Genomic DNA, 19328 nt, shown 5'->3' on the forward strand with positions numbered 1-19328 from the left:
GCATGACGGCCAGGCTGAAACCGTCCTGCCGGGCGCGGGCGCCTTTGCCTATCCCCGGCCGCAGATGGTGCGCGAGAACTGGCAATCGCTGAACGGCGCCTGGCGTTTTACGTTTGACAATGAGCGGCGCTACCGCCTGCCCGATGGCGGCATCGGCTGGACGCACGAGATCATCGTGCCGTTTCCGCCGGAATCGCAGGCCAGCGGCGTGGGCGACCGTGGCTTTCACCGCGTCTGCTGGTACCAGCGCGACTTCCTGCTGCAACCGGGCGGCCCCTGCGTGCTGCTGCATTTCGGCGCCGTCGACTACCATGCCAAGGTGTGGCTGAACGGACACGTGGTGGCTGACCATGAGGGCGGGCACACGCCGTTTGTCGCCGACATCAGCCATGCGCTGCTGCCCGACGGGCCGCAGGTGCTGACGGTGCGCGTCGAGGACGATCCGCACGACCTGGCCAAGCCGCGCGGCAAGCAGGACTGGCAGCTGCTGCCCCATTCCATCTGGTATCCGCGTACCACGGGCATCTGGCAAAGCGTGTGGATCGAGCGCGTGGCGGCCACCTACATCGGCAAGCTGCGCTGGACACCCGTGTTCGAGGGCTACGAGATCGGCTGCGAAGTGTTCGCCGTGGGCGACCTGCAGGATGACCTCACCGTGGCCGTGCGCATCTGGCATGGCAGCAACCTGCTGGCCGACGACCAGTACAAGCTGATCGAAAACGAAGCGAGCCGCAAGATCGCCCTGTCCGACCCCGGCATCGACGATTCGCGCAACGAACTGCTGTGGAGCCCCGAACGTCCCATTTTGCTCGATGCCGAAGTGACCTTGTGGCATGACGGTGAGCTGCTCGATACCGTCAAGTCGTACACGGCGCTGCGCTCGGTGGCCATCAACCGCGACCGCTTCATGCTCAATGGCCGGCCGTATCCGCTGCGCCTCGTGCTCGACCAGGGCTACTGGCCAGACACCCTGCTGGCGGCGCCTTCCGACGATGCCTTGCGGCGCGACGTGGAACTGGCCAAGGCCCTGGGTTTCAACGGCGTGCGCAAGCACCAGAAGATCGAGGATCCGCGCTACCTGTACTGGGCCGACCGCCTGGGCTTGCTCGTCTGGGAAGAAATGCCATCGACGTACCGCTTTTCCAGCAAGGCCATCACGCGCATGGTGCGCGAATGGACGGACGTGATCGAGCGCGACTACAGCCATCCGTGCATCCTCGTCTGGGTGCCGTTCAATGAGTCGTGGGGCGTACCCAACCTGACGGCCATCCAGGCGCACCGCAACGCCGTCGAAGCGCTGTACCACCTGACGCGTACGCTCGACCCCACGCGCCCCGTGATCGGCAACGACGGCTGGGAAGCGTCGGCCACCGACATCCTCGGCATCCACGATTACGACTGCGATCCGGAACGCCTGCAGGCGCGCTATGCGATCAGCGACTCGGCCCGCACCACCTTGTTCGACCAGCGCCGTCCGGGCGGGCGCATCCTCACGCTCGACGGCTTCCCGCACCGGGGCCAGCCCATCGTCCTGACGGAGTTTGGTGGCATCGCCTTCGACCGGGAACAGGGCGAATCGGCGGAAACCTGGGGCTATGCGCGCGTGGGCAACGAGGCGGCCTTCCTCGATATTTACCGGCGCCTGATGACGGTCGTCAATACGGCGCAGATGTTCAGCGGCTTTTGCTACACGCAGTTCGCCGACACCTTCCAGGAAGCCAATGGCTTGCTGACGGCGGACCGAACGCCGAAGGCCGCGCTGGAACTGCTCAGCGCGGCCACCCGCAACATCCGGCTCAATTGAACGCAGGCCGGACCTGGCAAGTTTCATCTGGTTCAGATTTCAAAGGGGCAGGCATGGCCGATACCGATGGCGCGGCAGCGCCGTTCCTTACTTACTGGCAGGCCGGCTACGAAGGCGCCGACCACGTCACCCATGGCGGCCAGGCGCTGGACATGAACCGCGCCACGGGCCACCTGGACAGGGTGCGCGAAGACTACCTGCTGTTGCGCCAGTTCGGCATTCGCAGCGTGCGCGAAAGCATAGGCTGGCGCCTGGCCGAGCGCGATGGCCAGTTCGATTTCTCTTTCATCGAGGAGCGCGCCGCCGTGGCGCAGGAGCTGGGGCTGCAGATCAACTGGACTTTCTGCCACTACGGCTGGCCGGCCGGGCTCGACCTGTTTTCACCCGACTTCGTGCCGCGCTTTGCCCGCTATTGTCGGGCAGCAGCGCAGTTCCTTGCGCCGTATGCGGGTAGCGCGCCCGTGTACTCACCCATCAATGAAATCTCGTTTACCAGCTGGGGCTTGTCGGTGCACATGTTCCAGTGCCTGAATATGTACCGGCCCGATGCGGGCCAGGAAGGCAAGCGGCAGCTGGTGCGCGCCAGTATCGCCGGCTGCGATGCGATCCGTGACGTCAGTCCGCAGGCGCGCTTCCTGCAATGCGATCCCCTGATCCACGTGACCGCGCCGCCCGGACGCACGGACTGGGTTGCGCAGGCGGCCGCCTGGCGCGCCTCGCAGTTCGAAGCGTGGGACATGCTGTGCGGCCGGCAAGCGCCGGAACTGGGCGGCGCGCCGCGCTACCTGGACTTGATCGGCCTGAACTATTACCACAGCAACCAGTGGGAAAGCGGCAGCAATTTGCGCCTGTGGTGGCACCTGGGCGAACCGCGCCGCATGCCCCTGCATCAGCTGCTGCTGGAAGTACAGGCGCGCTACCAGCGGCCTTTGCTGCTGGCGGAAACGAGCCACGTGGGCAGCGGGCGCGGTGCGTGGATACGCGACGTGGCCGCCGAGGCGGCGCTGGCTGTCCAGCATGGCGCCGCGCTGCGCGGCATCTGTATTTATCCCGTCATCGACCGGCCTGACTGGGACGATGCCAGCCACTGGCACCGCAGCGGGCTGTGGGAGGTCGGCCTGGAAGGCGAGGGGGGCGAGCGGCTGCGGCGCATCCTCGTGCCCCCCTACGCGGCGGCACTACGGCAGGCACAGCGCCTGACGGCACACCTTTGTTCAACGTTTGCCCCGGCGGGGCAGAAAGGAACTGGCATGCGAACCATCATCGTTTTTTCCCATTTGCGCTGGAATTTCGTGTATCAGCGTCCGCAACAGCTGCTGTCGCGGCTGGCGCAGTTCTACCGCGTGGTCTTTGTCGAGGAACCCGTCTGGGACGATGGAGCCAGCAGGCTGGAGCTGTCCACGCCGGCGCCGAACGTGACGGTGTGCCAGCCCCGCACGGCCGTGCAGGCGCCCGGTTTTCACGACGACCAACTGGCCGTGCTGCAGCCCCTGCTGAGCCAGATCACGCCTGCCGACGACCCCATCGTGTGGTTCTATACGCCGATGGCGCTGCCACTGCTGCCAGCCCTGCACGCGGGCCTGGTCGTGTATGACTGCATGGATGAACTGGCCGCATTCAAGAATGCGCCGCGTCAGTTATTGCAGCGAGAAGCGGCCTTGCTGGCGCGCGCCGACCTGGTGTTTGCGGGCGGTCCCAGCCTGTTTGAGGCGAAACGCACGCGCCACGCCAACGTCCATTGTTTCGCCAGCAGCGTCGACACCGTGCACTTCGAACAGGCGCTGGACCGCCACAATGGCCATCCCGCGCAGGCGGAGATCGGCCGGCCCAGGCTCGGCTATTACGGCGTGATCGACGAACGTTTCGAGCCGGCCCTGGTGGCGGCGCTGGCCGACGCCCATCCCGACTGGCAAATCGTGCTGGTTGGCCCCATCCTCAAGATCGACCCGGCCAGCCTGCCGCAGCGCCAGAATATCCATTATCTGGGCCAGCAGCCCTACCAGGCCCTGCCGCACTTCCTGGCCGGCTGGGACGTGTGCCTGCTGCCGTTTGCCAGCAATGAGGCGACCCGCTTCATCAGTCCCACCAAGGTGCTCGAATACATGGCGGCGCAGTTGCCCATCGTCAGCACGCCGATCACCGATGTGGCCGTGCCGTATGGCGACATCGTGGCCATCGCCGATACACCCGACGCCTTTGTCGCCGCCTGCGAGGCGGCGCTGGCCGCGACGCCGGAACAGCGCGCGGCCATGGCCGCCCGCATGCGCGCCATTGTCGACGCCACCTCCTGGGATGCCACGGTGGAGCAGATGCGCAACTTGCTCGACACGACGCCGCCGGGGCAGGGCGCCCGCCAGGCCGTGCCCGCCGCCGGCACGACACAGGCCGCCGCACCGGGCGCCGGCGCCGATGTCAATTTGCTGCATCCCCCCGGTGCGCCGCAAGCCGTGGCCTGCGCCATCATCGGCGCCGGTCCGACGGGCTTGAGCGCCGCCTATCACCTGGACGCCGATACTTTGCTGCTGGATAAAAATGCCGCCGTGGGCGGCTGGTGCCGCTCCATCCAGGACCGCGGTTTTACTTTCGATCACGCGGGCCACATCATGTTTTCCAACGATGACTATGTGCTCGACATGTACCGCACCTTGCTGGGCGGTAACCTGCACTGGCAAAACCGCGAAGCCTGGGTCTACAGCAAGCAGGTCTACACGCGCTATCCTTTCCAGGGGGCGCTGTACGGCTTGCCGCCAGCCGTCATCAAGGAGTGCATCGTCGGCGCCATCGAGGCGCGCTACGGCAAGGCACCGGCCGCGCCAAGCCCTGAAACGGCTGCGGCCTGCGCCGTGGAGGACTGCTGCGCCGACGGCGGCACGGGGCTGGAACAGCTGCACGATGCCGTGGCGGCGCCGACCCAAGCCCAGGCCCAGGGCGCGCCCAATTTCGAGCAATTCATCCATCAGGTGTGGGGCAGCGGCATCGCCCGCCATTTTGCGATTCCCTACAACAAGAAATTGTGGACCGTGCCCCTGGCCGAGATGGAAACGTCGTGGCTGGGCGGACGTGTTCCCTTGCCGAATCTGGAAGAAATCATCGAGGGTGCGCTCGAACCGGTGGCCAGGCCGATGGGCCCGAATGCGCGCTTCGGCTACCCCTTGCGCGGCGGTTTTCAGGCCTTGATGTCGGGCTTCCTGCCGCACCTGCAGGGCAAGCTGGAACTCAATGCCGATGTGGTGCAGGTCTTGCCGCGCCAGCACGTGATCGTGCTGGGCGATGGCCGCCGCTTCCGCTACCAGCACTTGCTCAGCACCATGCCCCTGCCGCAGCTGGTGCGCCTGATCGGCGAGCAGGCGCCGCCGCAGGTACGGGCGGCGGCGCGCGCCTTGCGGCATATTTCCGTGCGCTGCGTCAACCTGGGCGTGGCGCGCGAAAACATCAGCGAGAAACACTGGATTTACTATCCGGAAGAGACGATATTCCACCGTATTTTCCTGCAAGGTAACGCCAGCCCCCACTGCAACGCGCCGGGCGGTTTCGGCCTCACGTGCGAGATCAGTTATTCGCCCTGGAAACCGTTGCCGCTCGATGGACAGGCCCTGATCGACCGCTGCATGGCTGACTGCATCGCGGTGGGCTTGCTGCGCGACGATGACCGCCTGCTGGTCGCCAACCAGGTAGACATGCCGTACGCCTACGTGGTGTACGACCATGCGCGGGCCGCCAATGTGGCGCTGGTGAAGGCATGGTTATCGACGCAGGACATCGTGCTGGCGGGACGCTACAGCGAGTGGGAATACTACAATTCCGACCATGCCTTCCTGGCCGGGAAAAAGGCGGCGGAACTGATCGCCGGGCTGGCGGCAAGCCAGCGCAAGGTGGGCATGCTGGAGTAGGCGCTAGCGCCGGGAGCATGGGATCAGCGCTCCCGGCGCGGATTCAGCAAGGACATCGGCATGAGGCAAACGAGGCAGGAGGCAGCCAAGACGCAACATGAGAGGAGGCACGGCGCTGCCGAAGATCATGCCAGGTGAAACGATGGCAAGGCAGGAGGCCGGGTGTCGCTGTCAGGAGACATGGCAGGGATAAGTGGCAAGGAAAAGATAAAGCAAAAGATAAAGCAAAAGATGGCAAGAAAGGTAAAGCAAAGCATGGCGAGAAAAAGGTAAAGCAAAGCATGGCAGCAGGGAAAAGGCCAGGCAAGGAAAGGCCAGGCAAGGCAAGGCATGATGTCTCTCTTGTCGAGGCATGATGCCTGTCCCGTCCCGCTTTGCTATACCTCGCATGCCTGACTGCGATTGATGTGCCTGACCGCTGGCGCTCAGCGCCCCGAATGCCAGCGGTCAGGCGGGATCGGCGCATGCCGCGCTGATCCCCGGATATCGTTAATAGCGCTGCAGCAAGCCGTTGACCACCTTGACCCTATCGCCGATCTGGTAGCCTGGCTGGGAGTTTTGCATGAGGGTGCGCGTGCCGCCGTCGTCCAGGCGCAGGGTGACCCGGTACTGCATGTTGCCCGAGGTGGTGCCCGCTGTGCCGGAGGTGCCCGATTGCATGTCGCCGCTGCCCTGATCCATGCCACGTTGCACCGGCTCGATCGATTGCACCGTGGCAGAGGCGATGCTGACGCCCGACTGGCTGCCGTCCATGCTCATGGCGTTGTTGGCCGTGGACGTGCGCGTGTCGGCGCTGCCGGTGCTGGTGTCGTTCATGGTGCTGCCGGTGATGCCGGCGTTGGTCGCTGCGTTGCCCGTCGCGGTCGTATTGCTGTAGCTTTCACCACTGCGGCCGTTCATGCTGCTCATGCCGGTGCTGTTCGGATTTGAACTGCAGGCGGCCAGCGTACACAGCAGGCCGGCCAGCGCCATGGTTTTTTTTGCTCTCATCTTGTTCTCCTCTTGGTCTGACAAAGTGTTAACCCGGTTTCCAGGGTGTGGCGGAGGTCAGCGTCAATGGCGCATGCCAAGCACGCAAAGCATGGCCGCAACTACTGCTAAGTAATCCTCAGGAAAATATTGTCAATTTATGACGAACAGAACCGGATGCTATGCAAGGCCCCAGTTGCGCCGCGGTGCGCGCACTGCCAGCAGCTGGCAAGCCTCGTCGGCCACCTTGCAGAGCGCCGGTTATGGAAGTCAGAAATCACAATAATTTAATGGGGGTTACTTGGTAAGAGAGCAGGGCGGGAAAGATGTTCGATCCTTGTTATTTCACATTGAGGTACATCAAGCGCTTCAATTGTAGAGCTTGGTATAAAAGACATTCTTGTGCAGGGCGAGCACGGTGTTCGCGCTTTCCCCTTGTTCCCCGTTGCTTACTTCAGGAGAATAAATGTCTGCCGATTCCCATAGCGTCAAGCTGATCAATGAGCTGGTGATTGCGGTGTACGGTGCCCCGGGCGCTGCGAACGGCGCGCGCGCCCGTTATGCGCTGACCCAGGCCCTGCATGCCTTGACGAGGCTGTCACGGTCGGAGCAGTTGATGGAGATGCAGCGCGATGCGGCGCGTGCAGCGGGAGCGGCCAGCCGGCGGGAAATGCGCACGGCCTTGCGCCGTATCGCCAGCCGGGCGGCAGCCGGCCAGGGGCAGCTGTCGCTGGCGCTGGGTGCCGGCGATGGTGGTGCGCCGTGATCAGCCCCGCTGTTTCTTCAGCGCGGCGGCGGCCATGGCAGGCCAGCAAAAGTACAGTGGCAGCGCCACGGCCGTCGCGGCCGTGATATCGATCACCCAGTCGCTGACGGCGCCACGGCGGTAAGGCAGGAAACTCTGGATGAATTCGTCCAGCGCGCCCATGGCGGCCACCATCAGCACCGACAGCAGCGCGCGGCGCGCCATGCCGCCGGCCGTGCCGCTGAACAGGATCAGAGCCAGCACGCCATAGCCGACGGAATGCAGCACGCCGCCCGACGCATATTGGCCCACGTCCGCGCGCACACCGGGAATGTCGCCGATCAGGATCACCAGGGCATAGAGCACCAGCGCCGTGCGGTAGCGCAGGCGTTCGTAGCGGTCGGCAAAACACAGTTCGGGCAAGGGTGCAGGCATGAGGCGTCAGGACAGGTGGAAAGGCCGTCACAATATCATGGGCAGGGCGGGCTACCGTGTTTTTGCGAAAGAGCTTGCTGTGCGGGCAAAAAAAAGGCCCGCGGGGACGCGGGCCAAAAACCCAAATGAAATGGGTCAAGAGTTGAGAGTTGCTCGGTACTCACCATGTCGCGCGCCTTGCCGGCGCCCGCCACGGTCATGAAAGGGAGTGGTGTGCCATCGCGGCACACCTGTCTGTAGTCAGGCATATCGGTTGCCTGTACAGCAGATGAAGCAAGTATGGGGGACGAAGATGACGGGCTGATGACACGCCGCAACATTTTTTGCGGCGAGGCCATTTCTCGGAAAGATTGTGCGCCATGGCAAGAATGGCCATGTTTCAGGAAGGACAGCGAAAAAAAAGCCCGCTGGTGAAAGCGGGCTTAAAACTATTTTCTTGGAGGAGAATAGTGGAGACAGGTGCATTATGCTGCGTCGCACGATATGTGTCTAATGGTCTTTTCAGATAACCATTATTCTTTTTTGATATAACTGTCTGCGTCTGTCTTCATTCCTTCACGGCCACCGTGTAGTTGAGCGCCATGCGTCCGCCATCGACATAGATGGTCTGGCCCGTCATGTAGGTGGCGTCGTCGCTGGCCAGGAAGGCGGCGATGCCGGCCACTTCCTCCGGCTCGCCGCAGCGGCCCAGCGGCGTGCGCGACAATATCGTGTGGCGCGCCTGCGGGCTCGACAGCACCGCCTGCTTGGCCAGTTCCGTCAGGATGGTGCCCGGGCCGATGCCGTTCACGCGCACGCCATGCGGCGCCAGGTTCAGGGCCATGACCTTGGTCAGCTGGTTGATGGCGCCCTTCGACACCACGTACGGCACCTGGTTCGGGATCGCCAGTTCCGCATTCACGCTGGACATATTGATGATGCAGCCGCTGTTGCGCTTGACCATTTCGCGCGCCACGGCCTGGCCGCACAGGAACATCGATTTCAGATTGATGCGCATGACCCGGTCGAAATCGTCTTCGCACACGTCGAGGAAATCGGCCGCGTGCGTGACGCCCGCATTGTTGACGAGGATATCGATGTGGCCGAACTGGGCCAGGGTTTCCTTCAGCATGGCGTCGACGTCCGCCTTCTGGCTGACGTCGGCGCAAAAGAAGCGCGCCTGCGGGCCGAGCGCGGCTGCCGCCTGCGCGCCTTCTTCCTTGATGTCGACCAGCATCACCTGCGCCCCTTCGGCGATCAGGCGGGTGGCGCAAGCCAGGCCGATGCCTTGCGTGGCGCCCGTGACGATGGCGGTTTTATTGACTAGTTTCATGTGTGCTCCTCGGCGGGTGGGGGCGCCGCCATGCTGCGGTGCCATGGCGGATTTTAATCCCTGGGCAGGAATCAGAGGAGGATGGGTTCGTTCGGCAACTGGTTGCCGCGTGTGCCGTTGGCAGGGAAGTGGCTTTGCAGCAAGGTATTCAGCTGCGCCAGTGCTTCCACGGTGCTGTCGTGGTAATTGCCATCCTTGAACCCTTTGGTCATGGTGCGGCACACGGCTTGCCATTGCTCCGGCGTGACGCGGCGGCCCACGTTGCGGTCGGCCACGATATCGACCTGATGCTCGGCCAGGTTGATGTAGATGAGCACGCCAACGTTGTCTTCCGTATCCCACACGCCATACTGGGCGAACAGTTCGCGCGCCCGCTCGCGGTTGCTCACTCCCTGGTAAGCCATTCCTGGCGTCAGGGCAGCTTCGACGATCAGGCGCACTTCCGCCTGGTGCATCGCTTCACCGTCGGCAATCGCCGTCTCGATGGCTTTCAAGGTGCGCTCTGGAAAAGCCTGGCGCGCCGTCGCCGGCGTGCCCCGCAAATGTTTTAACGCGCGTCCGCAGCGCTGGCCAAATGTCAGATGTTTCGTCATTACCAATCTCCCGAGGCGCCGCCGCCGTCAAATCCGCCGCCGCCGCCACCGAAACCACCGCCGCCACCGCCACCGCCAAAACCACCGCCGCCGCCGAAGCCGCCACCACCACCACCGCGGTTGTTCAGTGCCTGGCTGAGGATGCTGCCCAGCACGACGCCGGTGGCGCCGCTGGACCAGTTGCTGCCGCGCTGCAGCCGCGTCGGCCCGCCGCGTGAGCGGAACAGGGTCAGCACGACGAGGAAGCCGAAGAACAGCAGCGGCAGCCAGAACGTCATGCCGCCCGCTTCCACCGTCGCTGGGGCCTTCTGCTGTGCGGGAGCGGGAAATTGCTCCTGGTTCAGCAAGGTGGCAATCGACCCCACGCCGGCCACCAGGCCGCCGTAATAGTCGTTTTGCTTGAAATGCGGGGCGATCACGTCTTGCAGGATGCGTTTCGATTGTGCATCCGTCAGCACGCCCTGCACTCCGCGGCCCGCCTCGATGCGCAGGCGGCGCAGCGACGAGGGGTTGTCCTTCGCCACCATCAGCAGCACGCCGTCATCAACGCCTTTGCGGCCCAGCTTCCAGGCATCCGTCACGCGGATGCTGTATTGCTCGATGGCTTCCGGTTCCGTGCTCTTGACCAGCAGCACGGCGATCTGGCTGCCCGTCTTGGCTTCGTAATCGGCCAGCACGCCTTCCAGCGCCGCCTTTTGCTTGGCGTCGAGCATGCCGGCGTTGTCCGTCACGCGCGCCGCCAGCGGCGGCACGGGCTGCAAGCCCTGTGCGCCAGCTGGCGCCATCGTCCACAGCAGCAGCGCCAGCGCCGCCAGATAAGACCAGGCTTTCATCTTATTTGCCAAAGTTGACGGTCGGTGCGGTCGAGATGGCTTTTTCGTTTTCCACCGTGAACGATGGCTTGACCTTGTAGCCGAAGACCATGGCCGTCAGGTTGTTCGGGAAGCTGCGCGCATGCACGTTGTAATCCTGCACGGCAACGATGTAGCGCTGGCGCGCCACGGTGATGCGGTTTTCCGTGCCTTCCAGCTGCGACTGCAGGTCGCGGAAGCTGGTGTCGGCCTTCAGGTCCGGGTATTTCTCGGACACCACCATCAGGCGCGACAGGGCCGACGACAGCTGGCCCTGCACTTGCTGGAATTTCTCGAACGCGGCCGGATCGTTCAGCACTTCGGGCGTGATCTGGAAACTGGTGGCGGCGGCGCGCGCCTTGGTCACCGCTTCCAGGGTTTCGCGCTCGTGCGTGGCATAGCCCTTGACGGTGTTGACCAGGTTGGGGATCAGGTCGGCGCGGCGCTGGTACTGGTTGACCACTTCGCCCCAGGCGGCCTTGGTGGCTTCATCCTTGCTCTGGAAGTCGTTGTAACCGCAGCCCGTCAGGACGCCGGCCAGGACGGTGACGCTCAGCGCCAGGCGCAGCCATTTGGTGAATTGATTGGTGATTTGCATGATGGGTTCCGTGCCGAGTAAAAGGGATGCGGCAAATATACCTGAAACGGCCCGCCATGTCGGTTTAATCAGAGCCGGTCGCCGCCTCCGCCTGCCTTCGCAACCCCGCGCCGCGTTACAATACGGGGTTTGCAACTGAATATAGAGAAGGTGTACCGTGAATTTCATCAATAAATTATCCGCCGCGTGGACGGCCAATAATTCCCTGCTGTGCGTGGGCCTGGACCCCGACCTGGCGAAACTGCCGGCCGAACTGCGCGACCTGCCTGATGGAATCACTACCTTTTGCACGCGCATCATCGACGCCACGGCCGACCTGGCCTGCGCCTTCAAGCCGCAGATCGCCTATTTTGCCGCGCTGGGCGCGGAAAAGCAGCTGGAAGACATCTGCCGCTATGTGCGTGAACACTATCCGCACATCCCGCTGATCCTCGACGCGAAACGGGGCGACATCGGCGCGACGGCCACGCAGTACGCGCGCGAAGCGTTCGAGCGCTACGGCGCCGACGCCGTCACCGTGAACCCCTACATGGGCGAGGATTCGCTCGACCCCTATCTGGCGTGGAAAGACCGCGGCGTGATCATCCTGTGCCGCACCTCGAACCCGGGCGGCTCGGACCTGCAATTCCTGAATACGGACGGCGAACCGCTGTACCAGCGCGTGGCGCGCCTGGTGGCAGATAAGTGGAACAAGAATGGCCAGTGCGCGCTCGTCGTCGGCGCCACCTTCCCTGAAGAGCTGGCGCAAGTGCGCGCCATCGTCGGCGACATGCCGTTGCTGGTGCCAGGCATCGGCGCCCAGGGCGGCGACATCGCGGCGACAGTTGGCGCGGGCCAGACGGCGAACGGCATGGGCATGATGATCAGCTCCTCGCGCGCCATCATCTACGCCACGCCGCAAGCGGGCGAAGATTTCGCCGACGCGGCGCGCCGCGTGGCGATTGAAACGCGCGATGCGATCAATCAGCATCGTTCTGCATAAAAGACCCAACACCTGAAATGCCGGGGTCGGACCCTGAGGGTCCGACCCCAGTCTCTGCATTGGGGTTTCAGTCGCGCATGGGCGCCACCATCTCCGCGTAGTCGTACAGCTCGCCTAAAATCTCTTCTCCCCGCTCATCGACCGATTCCGACAGCACGTCGATCTCCGTAAACAGCATTTCGATGGTGCGGGCGCCGCCGTCACCGTCGAACAGGCGGGCGGCGCGGTGCTGTTCCCAGCGCAGGCTTTCCGCTTCGCTCAGGGTTTGCGGGAAATTGCGGGCGCGGTAGCGGAACAGCAATTCCTGCAGGCGCTCGTCGGCAAACGAGGGGCGGGCCGTGGCCAGCTTGGCCGGCGTTTCGCGGCGCAAGGACTCAAGCAGGCGGCGGTCGTCGTTGCTGACGAAACCATTGTACAAATCCTCATCCACGTCCAGCGCGGCGTTCGCGCCCGGACGCTGGAACACTTCGGCCCAGATGGCATCCATGTTCGGCGCCGTCGCGGCCAGCTGCGCGTTGACCTTCGCCGCGTCCAGATCGATGCCCCATTGCGCGGCCATGGCCGGCGACAAAGTTTTCAGATTGCCGACCAGCATGGGCGATTTGTTCAGGTGCACGCTTTTCACGGGCAGGCGCGTCATGCCTTCCGGCATGGCATCCTTGCGTGTAAATAAACGCGTGCGGATGGTGTCGGCGTCCAGCGCGAACAGTTCGCGCGGGTCGTAGGCGCAATCCCAGACGAGGATTTCATTTTTGTTGCTCGGATGCGTGGCCAGCGGCCAGACGACGCCCAGGCAGCCCCGTTCGGCGGGGAACATGCCCGACACGTGCAGGAAGGGCTGGCGTTCGGCGGCGGCCAGGTGCATGCCCATTTCGCTGGCGACCCGGTCCTTCTTGTGCAGGGCCAGGCAGAATTCGAACAGTTTCGGCTGCTTTTCCTTGATCAGGCGCGCCAGGGCGATGGTGGCGCGCACGTCGGACAGCGCATCGTGCGCCGCTTCGTGGGCCAGGCCATTGGCCTTGCTCAAGTGTTCCAGCTTAAAACTGGTCTGGCCATCGTCGCGCTTCGGCCATTGCATGCCTTCCGGGCGCAGCGCGTGCGTCATGCGCACCACGTCGAGGATGTCCCAGCGGCCGCAATGGTTCTTCCATTCGCGCGCATACGGGTCGATCAGATTGCGCCAGAACAGGAAACGCGTGACTTCATCGTCGAAACGGATGGTGTTGTAGCCCACGCCGATGGTGCCCGGTTCCGAAAAGGCAGCTTCGATGGTGGCGGCGAACTGGTGCTCGGGCACGCCCAGCTGCAAGCACTGTTGCGGCGTGATGCCGGTGATCAGGCACGATTGCGGGTCGGGCAGGAAATCATTGGCAGGCTGGCAATACAGCATGATCGGCTCGCCGATCTCGTTGAGGTCGGCATCCGTGCGGATGGCGGCGAACTGGGCCGGGCGGTCGCGGCGCGGCTGGGCGCCAAAGGTTTCGTAGTCGTGCCAAAGAAAGGTCTGGTTAGTCATTGATGGTCGTTGCTTGATTGGTTATCCGGGCCGCTAAAAGCGGCCGCTGCTACAGTTTTCTGAAAACCTGCCGATACTACACGAGAGGATGGTCATCATCGCGTTTCCCGCATGGTGGCATACATTGTCCGTTCAAGGAGGTCTATCGTGTCAATTCCCATCGCCGCAAGCGGCAATTCCAACCCTTCCGTGACTTCCGTCAGTACGGGCGTTGCCGGCAAGGACGATAAAGTCCAGCAAAAGGACGGCATCAACGCTGAAATGAGCGTGAATGACCGCACCAAGCTGCAATTGAACGCTTCCATCATGCAGGCGTCGCTGAATGTGTCCATCGGTTCCGAGAACGAACCGCTGGCGCTGCTGTACAAGACGGCCATCACCAACATCAATGAAGCGCTGAAGAGCCAGTACGGCGACGATGCGATCCAGAACGCGGCCTCGCAGGATAACAGCGCCGAAGCGACGGCGAGCCGCATTGTATCGCTGTCGACGGGTTTTTTTGACGCCTACAAGAAGCAAAATCCCGGCATGGACGACGATACGGCCCTGACCAAGTTCATGGACACCATCAGCGGCGGCATGGAGAAAGGTTTCAAGGAAGCGCGCGATATCCTGGAAGGCTTGAAAGTGCTGGGTGGCGATATCGCTGGCAATATCGACAAGACGTATGAGCTGGTGCAGAAGGGCTATGCCGATTTCATCGCCGCGCACAGCAGCAAGAAGGATGACGCCAAGCCGGATGCAAGCAAGCCGGCCGACAGCAAGGCTGCCTGATCTATAGCATGACCCGGTTGCGTCCGCCTGCCTTTGCGCGGTACAGCGCCGCGTCGGCGGCCGCGATCAGCGCCTCGTCGTCCTGTTCGGCCGCCAGGCTGGCCACGCCGAAGGAACCCGTAATGTGCGGCAGCGCGCTGCGCATGTCGGCGAAGATGACGGCCAGCTGCATGCGCTCGCACAGGCGCTCGGCCACCCGCAGGGCCACGTGTTCGTTGGTATCGGGCAAGATCACCATCATTTCCTCGCCACCATAGCGCACGGCAAAATCCGTGGGCCGCAGGGCCGCGCCCAGCACTTGTGCGGCGATGCGCAGCGCCTGGTCGCCCGCCTGGTGGCCGTGCGTGTCGTTGAAGCGCTTGAAATGGTCGAGGTCTATCATCACCAGCGACAGCGGCGAGCCGCTGGCGTGGGCCGTGACGATCATGTTAGGCAGCAGATCCGTCAGCCAGGCGCGGTTGTACAAGCCCGTCAGGCTGTCGACCATCGATAGCTGGCGGTAGAATTCGCCCAGTTTCTGGCGCCGGCGCAGCAGGGCATTGGCGGCGCGGATGCGGAAGGACAGCAGCCGCAGCAGGTTGCGCGCCAGGCCGTTCGACTGCTCGATCAATTCCCAGACGACGGCCGCGTCGATTACCAGCAAATCGGTTTCTTCCAGGGCGGAAATGGCGGCCAGGTTGCTCGCTTCATCGAGCACCGATTGTTCGCCCACGCTTTCGCCGGGCAAGACCTTGCTGACGGTGCCGTCATCCATGCCCGTGTGGGTGTCGGCGGCCACGGCCAGCGAACCGCGCAGGACGATGTACAGACTGGCGCCTTGCGTGTCGGAAATAGCTTCGCCCGCTTCGAGGCGCATGACGGGGCAGGGCGCCAGCATGGCGGCCGTCTGGCTATCCGCCCCATCGCGAAATAGCTGTAAATCGCCGATGTTGCAGCCTGAAGCGCCGAAGTTGCCGATCTGTTCCACAATCACACTTTCAAAAAGCCGGCGCGCGAGCAGGGGGCCGGTCACTTCATGATAGCGTAAAGCGGCCTTGGCCGTAACGGCAATGCCTTGCTTGATGTCACTTACTGTGAGAAATACGACAATTATTTCATTGCCGCGTTAATACGCTGGAATGCTTGTGGTTTTATTATTGAAGTTGCCGCGCGCAAAAGGCGGGCCAGATGTGCAAAGGCAGCCTTGAACGGCTGCCTCAGTCTCTGGAAATCTTGCAGGTGGGGAATTACTCGGCGGTTTCTTCCGCTTCGGCCGTATCGATCACGGCATTCTTGCCGGTGGCGTGGCGCTTGCTGTCTTGCAGGCGGCCCAGGGCGCTATCGATGGCGCGTTTCAGTTTATCGGTGGCGCCGGCAACGGATTGATGCACGGTGGCGTTCTGTTCAGTCACGGCGATCGGTTGATAGCCAGCAACGCGTGCTTCCATGACGCAGCGGATATCGTCGGCGCCGCCTTTCGGGCCATTCGTGTCGCTGATGTGGACTTCGATGCGGGTCAGGTTGTCGCGGAAGCGGTTCAGTGCGCTTTCAAGTACGGATTGCACATGTTCGTTCAGTCCAGCGGTGTTGGCGATGGTGCTGTCGGTATGAATATTGATTTGCATATGCTTACTCCTGTCAATTCAAAAAAAACCCATCTCAGGCGTGCTGCGGCCTGGTTGCTGCCTCATGCACATGACCTCTGTGCATGGAACTTATCTTACTCCTCTTTCCAGTATTTCAAGAGGGTGCGCACGATTAAGATGAGCTTAACCCTTCAGCCAGGTCAAGTTTCCACCACGAAATGATTTTTCAACCATTGATGAGTCCAGCCGCGATATTGATCGACAGCCCCAGCACGACCAGGTTGAAGAAAAAGCTCAGCACGGATTGCCCCAGCACGATCTGCCGCATCGTGCGCGTCTGCACGGAAACGTCCGACGTTTGCACGGCCACGGCGATGGTGATGGCGAAATACAGAAAATCCCAGTAATCGGGGTTTTGCTCGTCGTCGGGAAACTTCAGCGGGCGCAGCGCGGGGTCGGCCTGGTAATACAGGTGGGCGTAGTGGAAGCAGAACAGGGTGCCGACGAGGAACCACGAGCCGACCAGGGTGAGGATCGTCAGGCCGTAATGCAGCGCGCGCTCGTCCGGCGCCATGTCTTTCATCGAGGACAGTTGCGAGACGATGGCCACCAGGCTCATCACGGAAGCGACGGACAGGGCCGACAAGACTGTTGCCGCCCGCTCGTCCTGGCGCGCCGCCATGGCTTTCACTTTGTGATGGTTGGCGCGCATCATCATCCAGGCCATCGTCGCCAGGTAAAACCAGACGGCGACGTTCCACGCCGTCAGCAAGCGCGTCATCTGTTGCCAGGACGAGGGCAGCAGCAGGCCGGCCGCCACGCCGATGACCGTGGCCAGGCTCAGGTGGGGGCGGCTGCGGATGAAGCTGCGAAACGGAAGCGTGATTTTCATGGTGCGGCTTGGTCAGTGGCGATAGCGCATCTTAGACCTTATGGGCTGGCCGTGGTGGCCGTCCTGGCGGCCGCTTCCTTTTCGTGGTGGGGGAAGCGGTCCATGCGCGACAGCACGGGGAACAGCACGGCCCAGATGCCCGTCACGGCCAGGGTGGCGGCGCCGCCGAAGAGCACGGCGCGCACGAGGCCGAACCAGCCTGCCGTCAGGCCCGATTCGAATTCGCCCAGCTCGTTCGAGGCGCCGATGAAGACGGCGTTCACGGCGCTGACCCGGCCGCGGATCTCGTCGGGCGTCTCGAACTGCACCAGCAGGTGGCGGATGTAGACGCTGACCATGTCGCCGGCGCCCATCAGGAACAGGGCCGCCAGCGCCAGCGGGAAATAACTGGTGCTGCCCAGCACCAGGGTGCCCAGGCCGAAGACGGCCACGCCGCCGAACATCCAGGCGCCCACGCGGCGCGTGATGGGGAAGATGGCCAGCGCGATCGAGCACAGGGCCGCGCCTGCTCCGGGCGCCGTGCGCAGCAAGCCCAGGCCGCTGGGGCCGATATGCAGCACGTCATGCGCGAGCGCCGGCAGCAGGGCCGTGGCGCCGCCGAACAGCACGGCAAACAGGTCGAGTGAAATGGCGCCCAGCACGATGGGTTTCGACCAGACGAAGCGCAAGCCTTCGAGCAGGGTATGCCAGCTGACGGGTTCGCGCTTGACCACTTGCGGCGCCGGCGTGGTGGCGCGCATCAGCAGGACGGACACGACCAGCAGCGCGGACGAGATCAAATACACCACCTTGGGGCCGAAGTAATACAGCAAGCCACCCAGGGTAGGGCCCAGGATGATGGCCACGTGCGAGCTCGACGAACTGAGCGCGACGGCGCGGCTGAAGTGTTGCGTGGGCACCATGTTCACCAGCACGGCTTGCGTGGCCGGCATCATGAAGGCGCGCGCGCTGCCGAACAGCACCAGCACGGCAAACACGGGCCAGACGATGGACAGTCCGCTCAGGGTAAAGGCCAGCAGGGCCAGCGCGCAAGCCAGTTGCGCCGCCAGGCACCAGGCGATGATGTTGCGGCGGTTGTAGCGGTCGGCCACGTGGCCTGCCGGCAAAATCAAGACGAGGAAGGGGGCGAACTGCGCCAGGCCGATCAGGCCCAGGTCGAACAGGCTGCCCGTGATCTGGTACACCTGCCAGCCGATGGCCACGCTTTGCATCTGCACGGCCACCGTGCCCAGCACGCGGGCGGAAAGGTAAAAGGCGAAGTTGCGGTGACGCAGGATGGCGAAAGACATGAGATTTCCAGGGGGCAGCGGGGTAGGGCGGTGGCGGCAGCGGGCGCCGCACCAGCCGCGCCCCGCTGTCTGGAAGGTGACGCTTACTTGGCCAGGTCGGCTTCCGTGGTGAAGGCGTCCGCGTAAAACTCGTCGGCTGGCAACTGGCACAGCTGCACGAAATCGCGGTTGGCCGACTCGACGACGATCGGGGCGCCGCAGGCATACACCTGATACGCGGACATATCCGGCAAGTCGGCGATGACGGCCTGGTGCACGAAGCCCGTGCGGCCTTCCCACGCGTCTTCCGGCAAGGCGTCCGAGACGACGGGCACATAGGTGAACTGCGGCAAGTCGGCGGCCCACTGGCGGCACAGCGCATCCATGTACAGGTCGTGTGGACGGCGGCCGCCCCAGTACAGGGTGATCGGGCGCGGCGATTGCTCGTTGATCATGTGCTCGACGATGGCTTTCAGCGGGGCAAAGCCCGTGCCCGAGGCCAGCAGCACGATGGGCTTGTCGGAATCTTCGCGCAGGAAGAAGGTGCCCATCGGGCCTTCGAAGCGCAGGATGTCGCGCTCTTTCATGCTGCCAAACACCTGGTCCGTGAACAGGCCGCCGGGCATGTGGCGGATGTGCAGGCTGACCGGGCCGCCTTCGACTGGCGCGCTGGCCATGCTGTAGCTGCGGCGCTTGTTGTCGCGCAGCATGATTTCGATATACTGTCCGGCGCGGTAGTGCAGGCGCTCGCTGGCCGGCAATTGCAGGGTCAGCACGACGACGTCGGGAGCGACTTTCTCGATGGTGGTCACGCGCGACGGCATTTTCTTGATCGGGTAGTCGCTGCTGCCCGCCACTTCGCGCGCCTGCACCACGAGGTCGCCCTGGGGCACGGCGCAGCACAGCAGCGAATAGCCGGCGGCCGCTTCATCTTCCGTCAGGGAGCGGGCCTGGTATGGCTTATGCTGTACGTTGCCGGAGACGATCTTGCCCTTGCAGGAACTGCAGGCGCCGCTCTTGCAGCTGTACGGCAGGCCGACGCCGGCGCGTATCGCTGCCGACAGGACGGTTTCGTCCGCTTCGCAGCTGAATTGGTGGCCGCTGGGCTGAACAGTAATTTGAAAAGTCATACAA

At 63.5% G+C, this 19328-nt stretch carries 18 protein-coding genes; 6 read left to right on the forward strand and 12 right to left on the reverse strand.

Going from position 1 to position 19328, the window contains the following annotated elements:
• Positions 1-64: 64 nt before the first annotated feature.
• The 3 genes from P9875_RS07095 to P9875_RS07105 all read left to right on the forward strand — a co-directional run bounded on the left by P9875_RS07095 (position 65) and on the right by P9875_RS07105 (position 6050).
• Positions 65-1804 carry a glycoside hydrolase family 2 protein gene (locus tag P9875_RS07095; protein WP_278318801.1) on the forward strand — a complete coding sequence of 580 codons (1740 nt, stop codon included), beginning with the start codon at positions 65-67 and terminating at the stop codon, positions 1802-1804.
• 53 nt (positions 1805-1857) lie between these two features.
• Positions 1858-5694 carry an NAD(P)-binding protein gene (locus P9875_RS07100; protein WP_278317942.1) on the forward strand — a complete coding sequence of 1279 codons (3837 nt, stop codon included), beginning with the start codon at positions 1858-1860 and terminating at the stop codon, positions 5692-5694.
• A gap of 134 nt (positions 5695-5828) precedes the next feature.
• Positions 5829-6050: a hypothetical protein gene (locus P9875_RS07105; RefSeq protein ID WP_278317943.1), complete on the forward strand. Its 222-nt coding sequence runs from the start codon at positions 5829-5831 to the stop codon at positions 6048-6050.
• Between the two features lie 133 nt (positions 6051-6183).
• Here the strand turns inward: P9875_RS07105 and P9875_RS07110 are convergent, their stop codons facing one another.
• Entirely contained in the window at positions 6184-6684 is a 501-nt protein-coding gene (locus tag P9875_RS07110) for a hypothetical protein (protein WP_278317944.1), read from the reverse strand.
• 445 nt (positions 6685-7129) lie between these two features.
• Between P9875_RS07110 and P9875_RS07115 the strand changes: the two genes are divergently transcribed.
• Entirely contained in the window at positions 7130-7429 is a 300-nt protein-coding gene (locus P9875_RS07115; protein WP_099400830.1) for a hypothetical protein, read from the forward strand.
• On the opposite strand, the gene P9875_RS07120 is transcribed toward P9875_RS07115, so the two are convergent.
• The 5 genes from P9875_RS07120 to P9875_RS07140 form a co-directional block, all read right to left on the reverse strand.
• A complete protein-coding gene (locus P9875_RS07120; RefSeq protein ID WP_278317945.1) occupies positions 7430-7843 on the reverse strand; it encodes a VanZ family protein in 414 nt (137 codons plus the stop codon).
• A gap of 547 nt (positions 7844-8390) precedes the next feature.
• The gene (locus tag P9875_RS07125; protein WP_035825332.1) at positions 8391-9155 is read right to left on the reverse strand and encodes an SDR family NAD(P)-dependent oxidoreductase; all 765 of its coding nucleotides are present in this window, start codon (positions 9153-9155) and stop codon (positions 8391-8393) included.
• A gap of 71 nt (positions 9156-9226) precedes the next feature.
• Complete coding sequence (locus P9875_RS07130; protein ID WP_099400831.1) at positions 9227-9748, reverse strand: TPM domain-containing protein; 522 nt, start codon at positions 9746-9748, stop codon at positions 9227-9229.
• Positions 9748-10581, reverse strand: a complete 834-nt coding sequence (locus tag P9875_RS07135) for a TPM domain-containing protein (RefSeq protein ID WP_278317946.1) — start codon at positions 10579-10581, stop codon at positions 9748-9750. Before P9875_RS07135 ends, P9875_RS07130 begins: the two co-directional genes overlap by 1 nt.
• A gap of 1 nt (position 10582) precedes the next feature.
• A complete protein-coding gene (locus tag P9875_RS07140; RefSeq protein WP_034781723.1) occupies positions 10583-11197 on the reverse strand; it encodes a LemA family protein in 615 nt (204 codons plus the stop codon).
• 157 nt (positions 11198-11354) lie between these two features.
• Here P9875_RS07140 and pyrF point away from each other — a divergent pair, with 157 nt between their 5' ends.
• A complete protein-coding gene (pyrF, locus tag P9875_RS07145) occupies positions 11355-12179 on the forward strand; it encodes an orotidine-5'-phosphate decarboxylase (RefSeq protein ID WP_278317947.1) in 825 nt (274 codons plus the stop codon).
• A 67-nt stretch (positions 12180-12246) separates the two neighbouring features.
• On the opposite strand, the gene sbcB is transcribed toward pyrF, so the two are convergent.
• Positions 12247-13695, reverse strand: a complete 1449-nt coding sequence (sbcB, locus tag P9875_RS07150; protein ID WP_278317948.1) for an exodeoxyribonuclease I — start codon at positions 13693-13695, stop codon at positions 12247-12249.
• A gap of 147 nt (positions 13696-13842) precedes the next feature.
• On the opposite strand from sbcB, the gene P9875_RS07155 reads away from it, so the two are divergent.
• Positions 13843-14469: a DUF5610 domain-containing protein gene (locus P9875_RS07155; RefSeq protein ID WP_278317949.1), complete on the forward strand. Its 627-nt coding sequence runs from the start codon at positions 13843-13845 to the stop codon at positions 14467-14469.
• A gap of 1 nt (position 14470) precedes the next feature.
• Here the strand turns inward: P9875_RS07155 and P9875_RS07160 are convergent, their stop codons facing one another.
• The 5 genes from P9875_RS07160 to P9875_RS07180 all read right to left on the reverse strand — a co-directional run bounded on the left by P9875_RS07160 (position 14471) and on the right by P9875_RS07180 (position 19324).
• Positions 14471-15436 carry a GGDEF domain-containing protein gene (locus P9875_RS07160; RefSeq protein ID WP_176389395.1) on the reverse strand — a complete coding sequence of 322 codons (966 nt, stop codon included), beginning with the start codon at positions 15434-15436 and terminating at the stop codon, positions 14471-14473.
• 259 nt (positions 15437-15695) lie between these two features.
• On the reverse strand, positions 15696-16073 hold the full coding sequence (locus P9875_RS07165; protein ID WP_034781728.1) for an HPF/RaiA family ribosome-associated protein: 378 nt from the start codon (positions 16071-16073) through the stop codon (positions 15696-15698).
• A gap of 187 nt (positions 16074-16260) precedes the next feature.
• Complete coding sequence (locus tag P9875_RS07170) at positions 16261-16926, reverse strand: DUF1345 domain-containing protein (RefSeq protein ID WP_278317950.1); 666 nt, start codon at positions 16924-16926, stop codon at positions 16261-16263.
• 38 nt (positions 16927-16964) lie between these two features.
• Positions 16965-18215 (reverse strand): MFS transporter, encoded by a 1251-nt coding sequence (locus P9875_RS07175; protein WP_035825344.1) that lies wholly within the window; start codon positions 18213-18215, stop codon positions 16965-16967.
• A gap of 83 nt (positions 18216-18298) precedes the next feature.
• Positions 18299-19324: a CDP-6-deoxy-delta-3,4-glucoseen reductase gene (locus P9875_RS07180; RefSeq protein ID WP_035825350.1), complete on the reverse strand. Its 1026-nt coding sequence runs from the start codon at positions 19322-19324 to the stop codon at positions 18299-18301.
• Positions 19325-19328: the final 4 nt, after the last annotated feature.

Origin of the sequence: Janthinobacterium rivuli (assembly GCF_029690045.1) — a bacterium.
Taxonomy (GTDB): Bacteria; Pseudomonadota; Gammaproteobacteria; order Burkholderiales; family Burkholderiaceae_D; genus Janthinobacterium; species Janthinobacterium rivuli.